The sequence below is a fragment of the Burkholderia sp. RF7-non_BP4 genome (assembly GCF_001521935.1).
Classification (GTDB): Bacteria; Pseudomonadota; Gammaproteobacteria; order Burkholderiales; family Burkholderiaceae; genus Burkholderia; species Burkholderia diffusa.
In genome coordinates, this window is sequence record NZ_LOTA01000095.1 from 166,679 (window position 1) to 178,934 (window position 12,256).

The 12,256-nt window shown below is 68.1% G+C and carries 12 protein-coding genes; 8 read left to right on the top strand and 4 right to left on the bottom strand.

All coding sequences use genetic code 11. The features are described 5' to 3' along the window. The first annotated feature begins 28 nt into the window (after nt 1–28). The 5 genes from WS49_RS30645 to WS49_RS30665 all read left to right on the top strand — a co-directional run bounded on the left by WS49_RS30645 (nt 29) and on the right by WS49_RS30665 (nt 5,819). On the top strand, nt 29–1,060 hold the full coding sequence (locus WS49_RS30645; protein WP_059536333.1) for an ABC transporter substrate-binding protein: 1,032 nt from the start codon (nt 29–31) through the stop codon (nt 1,058–1,060). Between the two features lie 67 nt (nt 1,061–1,127). Beyond that, nucleotides 1,128–2,114 carry an ABC transporter ATP-binding protein gene (locus WS49_RS30650; protein ID WP_059536337.1) on the top strand — a complete coding sequence of 329 codons (987 nt, stop codon included), beginning with the start codon at nt 1,128–1,130 and terminating at the stop codon, nt 2,112–2,114. Continuing rightward, complete coding sequence (locus WS49_RS30655) at nt 2,111–2,998, top strand: ABC transporter permease (RefSeq protein ID WP_059536340.1); 888 nt, start codon at nt 2,111–2,113, stop codon at nt 2,996–2,998. Before WS49_RS30650 ends, WS49_RS30655 begins: the two co-directional genes overlap by 4 nt. A 175-nt stretch (nt 2,999–3,173) precedes the next feature. Then, nucleotides 3,174–4,391 carry an acyl-CoA dehydrogenase family protein gene (locus tag WS49_RS30660; protein ID WP_059536343.1) on the top strand — a complete coding sequence of 406 codons (1,218 nt, stop codon included), beginning with the start codon at nt 3,174–3,176 and terminating at the stop codon, nt 4,389–4,391. 39 nt (nt 4,392–4,430) lie between these two features. After that, nucleotides 4,431–5,819 carry an LLM class flavin-dependent oxidoreductase gene (locus tag WS49_RS30665; protein WP_059536346.1) on the top strand — a complete coding sequence of 463 codons (1,389 nt, stop codon included), beginning with the start codon at nt 4,431–4,433 and terminating at the stop codon, nt 5,817–5,819. A 2-nt stretch (nt 5,820–5,821) separates the two neighbouring features. Here WS49_RS30665 and WS49_RS30670 read toward each other — a convergent pair whose 3' ends face one another. From WS49_RS30670 to WS49_RS30685, 4 genes are all read right to left on the bottom strand, one after another. After that, nucleotides 5,822–7,033 (bottom strand): LLM class flavin-dependent oxidoreductase, encoded by a 1,212-nt coding sequence (locus WS49_RS30670; protein ID WP_059536349.1) that lies wholly within the window; start codon nt 7,031–7,033, stop codon nt 5,822–5,824. Nucleotides 7,034–7,130: 97 nt separating this feature from the next. Next, a complete protein-coding gene (locus WS49_RS30675; RefSeq protein ID WP_059536353.1) occupies nt 7,131–7,679 on the bottom strand; it encodes a c-type cytochrome in 549 nt (182 codons plus the stop codon). Further along, entirely contained in the window at nt 7,672–8,931 is a 1,260-nt protein-coding gene (gene soxC / locus WS49_RS30680; protein ID WP_059537345.1) for a sulfite dehydrogenase, read from the bottom strand. The genes WS49_RS30675 and soxC overlap by 8 nt, the downstream gene beginning before the upstream one ends. 132 nt (nt 8,932–9,063) lie before the next feature. Continuing rightward, nucleotides 9,064–10,248 carry a porin gene (locus WS49_RS30685; RefSeq protein ID WP_059536358.1) on the bottom strand — a complete coding sequence of 395 codons (1,185 nt, stop codon included), beginning with the start codon at nt 10,246–10,248 and terminating at the stop codon, nt 9,064–9,066. Between WS49_RS30685 and WS49_RS35435 the strand changes: the two genes are divergently transcribed. The 3 genes from WS49_RS35435 (at nt 10,247) to WS49_RS30700 (ending at nt 12,141) form a co-directional block, all read left to right on the top strand. Beyond that, the gene (locus WS49_RS35435) at nt 10,247–10,636 is read left to right on the top strand and encodes a hypothetical protein (RefSeq protein ID WP_156437207.1); all 390 of its coding nucleotides are present in this window, start codon (nt 10,247–10,249) and stop codon (nt 10,634–10,636) included. The genes WS49_RS30685 and WS49_RS35435 overlap by 2 nt on opposite strands. A 95-nt stretch (nt 10,637–10,731) precedes the next feature. Beyond that, the gene (locus WS49_RS30695; RefSeq protein ID WP_059536364.1) at nt 10,732–11,076 is read left to right on the top strand and encodes a DUF3088 domain-containing protein; all 345 of its coding nucleotides are present in this window, start codon (nt 10,732–10,734) and stop codon (nt 11,074–11,076) included. Between the two features lie 66 nt (nt 11,077–11,142). Beyond that, complete coding sequence (locus WS49_RS30700) at nt 11,143–12,141, top strand: ABC transporter substrate-binding protein (protein WP_059536367.1); 999 nt, start codon at nt 11,143–11,145, stop codon at nt 12,139–12,141. Nucleotides 12,142–12,256: the final 115 nt, after the last annotated feature.

A 12,256-nucleotide genomic window follows, 5' to 3' on the forward strand; every position in this document is an offset into this window, starting at 1 on the left:
TATCAGCCCCTTCCCGACTGGAGTTCCGATGTCGTTTTCGTTTTTGCCGGCGCGCCGCGCGCTGGCGGCCACGCTCACCGCCGCGCTCGCCTTCGCGGGTGTGGTGATCCCGCAAGCCGCGCACGCGGAGGGCCGCATCCGCATCGCCGAGCAATTCGGCGTCGTCTACCTGATGCTGAACGTCGCGCGCGACCAGCAACTGATCGAGAAGGAAGGGCGCAAGGCCGGCCTCGACATCAAGGTTGACTGGGTGCGGCTGTCCGGCGGCGCGGCCGTGAACGACGCGCTGCTGTCCGGCGCGGTCGACATCGCGGGCGCGGGCGTCGGGCCGCTCTTGACCGTGTGGGACCGCACGCGCGGTCGGCAGAACGTGAAGGGCGTCGCGTCGCTCGGCAATTTTCCGTACTACCTCGTGAGCAGCAACCCGAACGTGAAGACGATCGCCGACCTGAGCGAGAAGGACCGCATCGCGGTGCCGGCGGTCGGCGTGTCGGTGCAGTCGCGCGTGTTGCAGTATGCCGTTGCGAAGCAGTGGGGCGACAAGCAGTTCGACAAGCTCGACGCGCTCACGCAGGCGATTCCGCATCCCGACGCGACGGCCGCGATTCTCGCGAACAGCAACGTGATCACCGGCCACTTTGGCAATCCGCCGTTCCAGGAGCAGGAACTTGCCGGCAATCCGAACGCGCATATCGTGCTGAATTCGTATGACGTGCTGGGCGGCCCGAGCTCGGCGACCGTGCTGTACGCGACCGAGAAATTCCGCAACGACAATCCGAAGACCTATCGCGCGTTCGTCGCCGCGCTGGCCGACGCCGCACGGCAGATCGCGGCCGATCCGGAGCGCGCGGCCGATACCTATATTCGCGTGAACGGATCGAAGATCGATCGCGCGCTGCTGCTGAAGATCCTGCGTAATCCGCAGGTGCAGTTCAAGACCGCGCCGCAGAACACGTTGCCGCTCGCGCAGTTCATGCATCGCACCGGCGCGATCCGCAACGAACCGAAGTCGTGGCGCGACTATTTCTTCGACGATCCCGCGACGGCCGGCGGCAGTTGAGCGGCGCCGATGTTGCGACGTCGCGATCGACGCTTATGCGTCGGCGCGGTTTCGATATGCGCAATCGATGGTTGGTCCGCACGATACGCGGCCGTATGTTGATGCTTTTCCCGCAAGAGATTCGATCGTGAACGCCACTTCTCCCCGAACCTGGTTGCCGCCGTATGCGGCACGTGGCAGCGCGTCGCCGGCCGCGTCCGTCGTGCCCGATACACGTGCGGAGGACCGCTCGGCCACGCACTCCGCGCCGGCCGGCGCGCACAGCGAACGCCTGCTGGCCATCGACCAGGTCAGCCTCGAATACCGCAGCGGCGCGCGGATCGTTCGCGCGACGCATCAAGTGAGCTTCGACGTGTACGGCAGCGACCGCTTCGTGCTGCTCGGCCCGTCGGGGTGCGGGAAGTCGACGCTGCTGAAGGCGATCGCCGGCTTCATCGAGCCCGTCGCGGGGTCGATCGCGCTCGACGGCCGGCCCGTGCGCGGGCCGGGCCCCGACCGCGTCGTCGTGTTCCAGGAATTCGACCAGTTGCCGCCGTGGAAGACAGTGGTCGAGAACGTCGCGTTTCCGTTGCGCGTTGCCGCGAAGCTGTCGCGTGCCGAAGCACGCGAGCGCGCGCTGCACTATCTCGACAAGGTCGGGCTGAGCACGTTTGCCGATGCGTATCCGCATACGCTGTCGGGCGGCATGAAACAGCGCGTCGCGATTGCGCGGGCGCTGGCGATGCAGCCGCGCGTCCTGCTGATGGATGAACCGTTCGCCGCGCTCGACGCGCTCACGCGCCGCAAGATGCAGGAGGAACTGCTGCGGCTGTGGGACGAATTCCGCTTCACGCTGCTGTTCGTCACGCACTCGATCGAGGAGGCGCTCGTGGTCGGCAACCGGATTCTGCTGCTGTCGCCGCATCCGGGCCGCGTGCGCGCGGAGCTCAACAGTCACGAACATTCGCTCGAGAACGTCGACACCGGCGACTTCCGCGACAACGTCGCGCGAATTCATCGCCTGCTGTTCGACACCGCACCGCACGTACCGACGACGGAGGACGCTGCATCATGAGTACGATCGACCCGGTCTTGCCGCCGTTGCCGCCCGTGCGCGCCGAATATACACGCACGCTCGAGATGCCGCCTGACGCCGAGCGCGCGGCGCCGGCGCCGCTGCTGCACCGCATCGCCGGTGCCGCGTGGTTTCGCCGCGGCGTCATCGCGCTCGTGCTGATCGCCGTATGGGAGATCGTCGCGCGCATCGTCGCGAACGACCTGCTCGTGCCGACCTTCGGCGCGACGCTGGCCGCATTCGTGCAAGGCATCGAGTCGGGCGAACTGCTGGTCAAGACCGGCATCTCGATGTCGGTGCTGCTGCGCGGCTATGCGCTGGGCGTGCTGCTGGCGTTCGCGCTGACGTCGCTCGCGGTGTCCACGCGCATCGGTCGCGATCTGCTGACGATGCTCACGTCGATGTTCAATCCGTTGCCGTCCATTGCATTGCTGCCGATCGCGCTGCTGTGGTTCGGGCTCGGCACCGGCAGCCTGCTGTTCGTGCTCGTGCATGCGGTGTTGTGGCCGCTCGCGCTTAGCATGTACACCGGCTTCGCCGGCGTGCCCGCCACGCTGAAAATGGCCGGGCGCAACTACGGGCTCACGGGTCTGCGCCAGATCGCGCTGATCCTCGTGCCGGCCGCCCTGCCGTCGATCCTGGCGGGGCTGCGTGTCGGCTGGGCTTTCGCGTGGCGCACGCTGATCGCGGCCGAGCTCGTGTTCGGCGCGAGCGCGGGGCAGGGCGGGCTCGGCTGGTACATCTTCCAGAACCGCAACGAGCTGTATACGGATCGCGTGTTCGCGGGCCTCGCGGCCGTCATCGTGATCGGGCTGCTGGTCGAGAACCTGGTGTTCGATACGCTCGAACGCGCGACCGTGCGGCGCTGGGGCATTCAGCACTGAGGCGCCCGGACGCGATCAATCCCGGCGCGTGCATAACGTAAGCTGAAATCGGCTTTTCACGCGCAGCGGGTGGGTCCCTATACTTGCGGACGGCGCGTAACGTACGCCGTGTAACGGATGCCGCGTCGCGCGTTGCCGCGACGTTCCCCGAACGACCCGAACAAGGACCTGCCGAATGACTGCCCGTGACGCCGTCGATCCGCGCGACGCATTGCGCGACGCGCTCGCCGCGCTGCCCGATCTTGCGACCGCGATCGGGCAGGATGCCGCACAGCGCGAGGCGCGCCGCGAACTGCCGTTCGAAGGCTTCGCGATCTTCCGGCGCTCGGCGCTGGGCGCGCTGCGGATTCCGGTCGAGCGCGGCGGGCTGGGCGGCACGCTGGTCGACCTGTTCGATACGATCGCGACGCTGGCGGCCGCCGATTCGAATCTCGCGCACGCGCTGCGCATCCACTACGACCAGACCGAGACGCTGCGGTTGTCGCCGCGCACGGCGTTCAACGACGTGCAGCTCGAGCGCGTGCTCGGTGGCGCGATCTTCGGCGGCGCGTCGACCGAGCGCGGCACGTCGCGCCCGGGCGAGAACACGACCGTGCTGCGGCGTGACGGAGATCACTACCGCCTAACGGGCCGCAAATACTATTCGACGGGCACCGCGTTTGCCGATTTCGCGCGCATCAACGTCGAGAACGAGCAGGGCGACGCGCTCGCCGTGATCATCCCGGTCGCGCGCGACGGCGTGCAGGTGCTCGACGACTGGGACGGCATGGGCCAGCGCATGACCGCGAGCGGCAGCCTGCTGCTGCACGACGTGCAAGTGTTCGCGAATGAAGTCGCGGCGCGAGACGGCTCGACGCTCGTCGGCCGCCATTGCGGCGCGCTGCGGCAGCTGCATCTCGTCGCGACGGCCGCGGGCATTGTGCGCAACGTGGTGGCCGATGCACGCAGCTACGTGCTGACGCACGGCCGGCCGGTGCTGCACAGCCCGGCGCCGAGCGCGCGCGACGATCACTTCATTCAGCAGATCGTCGGCGAACTGTCCGCGCACAGCCACGCGATCGATGCGCTCGTGCGCGACAACGCGGCGGCGCTCGACCGCTCCGCCGATGCGATCGAGGCCGACGACGCCGATGCGCACGAACGCGTGCTCGACAGCGCGCTGGCGACCGCGCGCACGCAGCTGATCGTCGGCAAGCTCGCGCTGCATGCGGCCGAGCGGCTGTTCGAGGTCGGCGGCGCATCGGCGACCGCACGCGTGCACAACCTCGATCGCCACTGGCGCAACCTGCGCACGATCTTCAGCCACAACCCGCTGCTGCACAAGGCGCGCGTGATCGGCGACTACGACCTGAACGGCGTGACCACGCATCTGACCGAAGGACGCGTGTTCTGATTCCGCCGCATCCGCGGCCCACTTTCGGGAAACCTCACGATGACGACCCGCACCGGCCATCTGCACCTCGGCGCGTTCCTGTATCCGACAGGCCATCACATCGCCGCATGGCGCCATCCGGATTCGCACGCGGACGCCGGCGTCGATTTTCGTCACTACGTCAGGCTTGCGCAGGCGGCGGAGGCCGCGAAGTTCGATCTCGTGTTCCTCGCGGACGGCGTCGGCACGCGCGGCGACGACGTCGAGTTCCTGAGCCGCACCGCGCACAGCTACGTCGCGCAGTTTGAGCCGTTGACGCTGCTGTCGGCGCTCGCGGCCGTCACCGAACGGATCGGCCTCGTCGGCACCGCGTCGACGAGCTTCAACGAGCCGTTCCATATCGCGCGCAAGTTCGCGTCACTCGACCACATCAGCGGCGGCCGTGCGGGCTGGAACCTCGTCACGTCGTCGAGCGTGCACGAGGCGCGCAACTTCAACCGCGATGCGCATTTCGAGCATGGCGAACGCTATGCGCGCGCGGAGGAATTCGCCGACGTCGTGCGCGGGCTGTGGGACAGCTGGGACGACGACGCATTCGTGCGCGATCGCGCGAGTGGCCGTTTCTTCGATCCCGACAAGCGCCACGTGCTCGATCATCGCGGCCGGTTCTTCCAGGTGCGCGGGCCGCTGAACGTTGCACGCGCGCCGCAGGGCCATCCGGTCGTCGTGCAGGCCGGGTCGTCGTCGGCCGGCACGCGGCTGGCCGCGCGCACGGCCGAGGTGATCTTCACCGCGCAGCAGACGCTCGACGACGCGATCGCGTTCTACGCGGACGTGAAAGGGCAACTTGCCGCGTTCGGGCGCGACCCCGACTCGCTGAAGATCATGCCCGGCGTCTTTCCGGTGGTTGGCCGCACCGAAAGCGAAGCGAAGGAAAAATTCGACGCGCTGCAGGCACTGATCGACCCGAAGGTCGGGCTCGCGCTCGTGTCGGGGCTGACGGGCGGCGTCGATCTGTCCGGCTATCCGCTCGACGGCCCGATCCCGCCGTTGCCGGAAACCAATGCGAGCAAGAGCCGGCAGACGCTGACGCTGGACCTCGCGCGCCGCGAGAACCTGACGATACGCGAACTCTATCTGCGGGTCGCGGGTGCGCGCGGTCATTGGCAACTCGTCGGCACACCGAAGCAGATCGTCGATGCGCTCGAGGAGCGCTTCGTGCAGTACGGCGCGGACGGCTACAACGTGATGGCACCGACGTTGCCCGGCGGCCTCGACGATTTCATCGAACTCGTGCTGCCGGAGCTGCGTCGGCGCGGGCTGTTTCGCAGCGACTACGCGGGCCGCACGCTGCGCGATCATCTCGGGCTGCGGCGGCCAGCGCGGCGCGCGTTCGCTACTTCCCCGGCGGTGGCGGCGTCTGCGGATTCGAGGGTCCCGGTTGCCTGAACTCAGCGCCTCAGGCCCGCTTCGCGCAGCAGCGGCAGCACGCGCGCGCCGAAGAAATCGAGATCCGGCTCGAAGTCGTAGAAGCTCAGCTGAATGCCGTCGATGCCGGCCCGATGCAGCCGCACGATGTAATCGGCGACTTCGTCGGGCGAGCCCGTGATCGAGATGTTGCCGCCGATCGCGCGCGCGGCCGCCTGCGAGCGGTGCGCGAAGCCGCCTCGCCACGCATGGGCATCGCTGTCGAAGCGGTGAAAACTCCCTTCGTCCGCATGCGCGACGATCGCATCGCGATACGCGCGCGCTTCCGCCGCCGTTTCGCGGCAGATCACGAGCGGGTTGAGCAGCGTGCGGATCGTCCGGCCGCGCGCGGCCGCGGCCGCCTTCACGCGGGCCGTATGCGCGGGCAGTGCGTCGAGCGCGAGATCGACGTCCGGGCCGGCGGGGCTCGTGACGAACACGATGTCCGAATAGCGGGCCGCGAAATCGATGCCCGCATCGGAGCCCGTCGCGTTGATCAGCAGCGGGCGGCCGTATTGCGGCTTCGGCGTGACGAACGCGCCGGAGAGCCGCCAGCTCGACAGCGCGGGCGCGTAGCTGAAATTGTCCGGTTGCGCCCACAACTGACTGACCGCACCGACGAATTCGGCAGCCATTTCGTAGCGTCGGTCGTGCTCGATCCGGTTCCAGCCGAACATTTCGTGTTCGATCGCCCGGTGGCCGGTCACGACGTTGATGCCCCAGCGCCCGCGCGAGATGTGGTCGAGCGTCGCCGTGAACTTCGCGAAATGCAGCGGATGCCACGGACCGTACAGCACGTGGCTCGTCGCGACGAGGATGATCCGCTCGGTGCGCGCGGTGAGCGCGGCCAGCGTCATGAACGAGTCCAGCGCGTGGCCGTCGAATACGCCGCCGTAGCCGCCTTTCGGCAGCCACTGCGACAGCGCGAACACGAGATCGAAGCCCAGCGCCTCGGCGCGTGCGACGAGCGCGGCGTTGTAATCGAACGTCCAGTCGGTCGTGCGCGGCAGCGTCGATGCGCTCCAGCCGCCGGCCTGGATCGGCAGGAACAGGCCGAGCATCAGCGGCTGCGCGAGCACGCGCGACGCGGGGCTATCGGGGAAATCGGCCGGTGAGCGGACGTCGACGAACGGCGTTGGCGTGAACCCGGCGTCGGCCCGGGTGAGGTCGGAAGTGTCGGTCAAGATGGGCTCCATGCGACGCGCGCCGGCGTCGAGCGAAAGCATTGCGCGTACCGTGTCGGCAGTCGGCACGCACTGGTTTCCGGCATGCCGGCACATACGTCGTGTCGCGTCACAGCCGCCCCGGCCGCGGGTCGGGCACGAAGCCGTCGCGGTTCGGCATCTGGATGCGCGGCAGCGTGCGCGCGTCGAGCGTCGCGTCGTCGGGCACGATGCCGTTCAGGTGCAGCACGTATGCGGTGACCGCATAGACGTCGTCTGCGCTCAGCGATTGCGGCGCGTTGTACGGCATCGCGCGGCGGACGTAATCGAACAGCGTCGTCGCATAAGGCCAATAGCTGCCGACCGTTTTCTTCGGCTTGGCGCCGGCGAGCGAACCGCTGCCGCCGACGAGCGGATCACCGACGCCGCCCTGGCCGCCGGCGCCGTGACACATCGCGCATTTGTCCGCGAACACGTGCGCGCCGCGCGCGACGGTGCCCGCGCCGCGCGGCAGGCCGCTGCCGTCGGGCGCGACGTCGATGTCCCAGGCCGCGACCGCCGCGCGGTCGATCGGCTGACCGAGACCGAAGCCGGCGCCGAGGGCCGGCAACGCGATCGTGGCGATCGCGGCCGACACGACGGCGTACGACGCGAGCAGACGTGCAAGCGGCCTACGCATTGCGCACCTCGCCGTCCGCGCCGACACGCCAGTTCTGGATGCCGTTGTAGTGGTATTGCGAATTGACGCCGCGTGCGGCGACGAGCGCGTCGCGGGTCGGCTGCACGTAGCCCGTTTCGTCGATTGCGCGGCTTTGCAGGTCGGCCGGCTCGCCGTTCCAGACCCAGTCGGCCTCGAAGCGCGTCAGCGCGCGATCGCGCACGTCGCCGGCGAGCCGCGCGGCGCGCCACGTGCGGCCGCCGTCGATCGACACGTCGACCGCGCGAATCCGGCCGCGCCCCGACCATGCATAGCCGCTGATCGGGTAGTAGCCATGCGACGCGAGCCGGTGGCCGGCCGACGGCCGCGTGATCACCGATTTCGCGTCCATCTCGAACACGAACTGGCGCGCGCATCCGTTTGGCAGCAGGCTCGTGTACTTCGACGTTTCCTCGCGGGTCATCTCCGGCGCGCGTACCAGCTTCAACCGCCGCAGCCACTTGATGTTCGTGTTGCCTTCGAAGCCCGGCACGATCAGCCGCACCGGATAACCGTTCTCGGGGCGCAGCCGCTCGCCGTTCTGCGCATAGACGACGAGCGCGCGCTCGAGAATGCGTTCGAGCGGCAGGCTGCGCGTCATCGCCGCGCCGTCCGCGCCTTCCGCGAGCAGCCATTGCGCGGCCGGGTCGATGCCGGTTTCGTCGAGCAACGTCGACAGCCGCACGCCGGTCCATTCGCAGCATGACAGCAGCCCGTGCGTGAACTGGACCGGCAGCCCGCTCGGGCCGTTCCATTCGCTGCCGGTGTTGCCCGAGCATTCGAGGAAGTGGATGCGCGATTCGGACGGAAAGCGCAGCAGGTCGTCGACCGTAAAGACGCGCGGCTCGCGCACGAGCCCGTGCACGACCACGCGATGGCGCTGCGCGTCGATATCGGGCACGCCCGCATGGTGGCGTTCGTACACGAGGCCGTTCGGCGTGATGTCGCCGAACAGGTCGGCGAGCGGCGTCATCGACGAGCCGGAGCCGGGCAGGGCAGGCGAGCGCGCGCTGCGGCGGATCACGTCGCGTTCGTGCTCGCCCGGCACGCCGTACGGCGGCGACAGCAATGGTGCGCCCGGCGTGCGCGTCCACGACGGGATGTCGAGCGGCGCGAGCGTCTGGCTCGCGAGCGCGCCGCCTGCCGGCAGCAGCGCGGCGGCCCAGCCACCGGCGAGCTGGCGCAGTGCCGTGCGGCGCCCAGTGCGGTGTGGGCGGGAAGCGTTATCGGTCATCGGCGAAGCCATGCCGCGCGCGGCGCGGCAGCATCCGGAAAAACGGACATTGTCGGCAACCGGGCGCGGCGCGACAAACAACGATTCCCGCTTTGCTTATCGCGCCGCGCGCGTGTCATGTTGGACGCACGTTCAGAACTTCACGCGCAACCCGCTGACGACCGCGACCTGACGGTTCGTCGACGACGCGCTGCCGATGTTCGAGATCGCCGCGATCTTGCGATAGCCGCCCGACGTCGCGGTGCTCGCATCGCCAGCCGCGAGCTGGTAGATGCCGGACAGATAGATGTCGGTGCGCTTCGACAGCGCATAGTCGAACCCGAGCGTGAATTGGTGCCAGCGCGGCTTCAGCGTCTGGCCGCCGGTGCCCGGCAAGCCGCTCGCGCGTCCGTCGGTGAACGTGTAGACGCCGATGAGCGTCGCCGCCGGCGTGATCTGGTAGCGCCCGTTTACATCGTAGTTGTTGAACTTGCGCGACGAGCCGTCGACATAATCGAGTTGCGTGTGGCTCCACGCGAAGCCGAGCGTCGCGCGGCCCAGCGCGTAGTTCGCGCCCGCGACGCCGATCTGTTGCTTGCGCACGCCGCCGTTCAGCCCGTAGAAGAATGCGCCGCTGTAGTCGTTGCCGGTCGTCGTGGTCGCGCCGCCCACCGCGCCACTCGTGTTCGACGTCGCGTTCGGGTGATTCAGCCGCACGTAGCCCGCGCCGGCCGAGAACGGGCCGTTCACGTAGTTCGCCGACACGCCCCATGCGTTGTTGTTCGAGAAGCCGGTGCCTGCGCCACCGTTCGCCTGGTTGCTGAAGGCGTAGAGCACATCGGCCGTGAAGCCGGCGATCGTAGCGCTGCGGAACTTCACCGCGTTGTTGATGCGGAAGCTCTGGTTCAGGTTGTCGTTGTCGCCGACGTGGGTTGCCGGCGACCAGAAGCCGGAACCCGAGTACGGCGCGACGAGGTCGGTGATCGGCTCGTACTGGCGGCCGAACGTCAGCGTGCCGAGGCCGGCCTGGTTCAGGCCGACGTACGCGGAGCGGCCGAACAGGCGGCCGCCCTGACCGAGCCCGCCGTCGCTCGGCCGGAATCCGCCTTCAAGCGTGAACACCGCCTGCAGGCCGCCGCCGAGATCCTCGCTGCCTTTGAGGCCCCAGCGGCTGCCGCTCAGCTTGCCGCTCGTCTGTTGGATGTTGCTCGCGCCGCCCTGGTTGTTCGTATAGGCGAGCCCGGCGTCGACGACGCCGTACAACGTGACGGAACTCTGCGCATGCGCGCCGATGGAACCGATCGAAACCAAACCCAGGACTACCGATTTCTTGATCATGAATATCCTCTGTTTTTATGGGTACGTCTGCGAGGATCACGATGCTATTGACTTCGGCGTGGTCGGCGAACACTCGTTCCGTACTTTGCAATTCGCTGCGCGAACGGATTGCAATGCGCGTCGATGCCCGCCCGGCGCACGCGCCACGATCGCGTCCGGCTCGCTTGCTGCGGCGAACGCATTGGTATCGATGGCAAACGCCGGGCGACCGCAACGTGCGCTCGCGCCCATATCGATCGATGAAATCGTTCGATGCCGCGCCGAAGTTCGTCTCGCTGACGATGTGTTTACGCAACGCGGCACTGTGAGGCGCACGGCAGATGCGGTATGCGCGCCGGCATATCGATTCCGCAAAATGTTCGTAGGGCCGCACGATGCGAGGCGGTAGAGTCGGGCATCCGGCCGTGATCCGGCCTGCGCCGGGCGCCATGCATGCAGTGTGCGTGCATGCCGGCCGAACCGTGAACATGGGAGCCGTGTGAAATGAGTCGGGATGTGCTGTTTCTGCTGGAACCGGGCTTTGCCGATCCGAAGTATCCGGGGCGACACTTTGTCTGTCCGCATGGGCTGGCGATCGAAGGGCTGCTCGCGAGCGCACCCGATCGGGCCGACCGTGTCGACGTGCGCCGCGTCGGTTTCGAACGGCCGCGGCACGCGGTGATCGACGCGCTCGACGACGCGCATCAGGGCCTGCCGGTGCTCGTGCTCGGCAGCGCGCAACCGGCCCCGGACGATGCGCAAACGCTCGGCGCGGTGCGCTTCGTCACCGATCCGCGCCGGATTCTCGACCTGCTGGCCGAGCGCCACGGCTTCCCGGCGGTGCATTGACGCACGTCGGCCGTCGCGCGCGGCGGCTTCCTTTTTCCATTTTCCTTGAATCGACAGGAGCATTCGATGGCGCCAACTTCGGCGGCGCGCCGCCGCCTGCTGTTCGCCGGCGCCGCGCTCGCGACGTCACCTGTAATCGCGCGGGCCGCGCTTGCCGCGCCGGCCGCCAGCACCGATCTGGCCGGCACCACGTTGCGTGTCGCGACCTACAAGGGCGGCTGGCGTGCGTTGCTGCAAGCGGCCGGGCTAAGCGACACGCCGTACCGGATCGAGTGGCGCGAGCTCAACAACGGCGTGCTGCACATCGAGGCGCTGAACGCGGATGCGCTCGACATCGGCTCGGGCAGCGAGATTCCTGCGGTATTCGCCGCGCGGCAGAAGGCCAGCGTCCGGTTCATCTCGCGCACGCGCGAAGACCTGAACAACCAGGTCACGCTCGCGCGCAAGGAAACGCCGATCCGCAGCATCGCGGACTTGAAGGGCAAGCGCGTCGGGTACGTGCGCGCGACGACGTCGCACTATTTCCTGTACCGGCAGCTCGCGGAGGCCGGTCTCGGGTTCGACGACATCCATCCGATCAACTTGTCGCCGACCGACGGGCTGTCCGCGTACGATCGCGGCGATCTCGATGCGTGGGCCATCTACGGCTACAACGGCCAGCTCGCGCGCAATCGGTATGGCGCCCGCGTGCTGAAGACGGGCAAGGGCTATCTGTCCGGCAATTTCCCGGTCTATGCGAATCCGCGCACGCTCGACGATCCGCGCCGGCGCGCGGCGACTGGCGATCTGTTGCTGCGGTTCCAGCGTGCTTATGCATGGGCGAACGGGCACTTCGATGCGTATGCGCGCGTGCAGAACGGCGAGACGCGTGTGCCGGTCGCCGATCTCTCCGCGATGTTCGCCCAGCGCAGCGACGACTACGCGCTGCTGCCCGTGACGTCCGACGTGGTCGCGCAGCATCAGCAGGTCGCGGACGTGTTCGCGCGGATCGGCGTGCTGGATGGTCCGGCGAATGTCGCGCCGTTCTGGGATACGTCGTTCAATGCGTTGGTGGCGTCGGCGTGAAGCGGTGGAAGGTGGATGGGCGTCATGCGCGATGCATGACACGACGGCCAGCCGTTCTGCCGTGCGGTCAGGCTTCAGGCCCAAATCCGCCACGGCCTGAATAGGCTTACCGAGG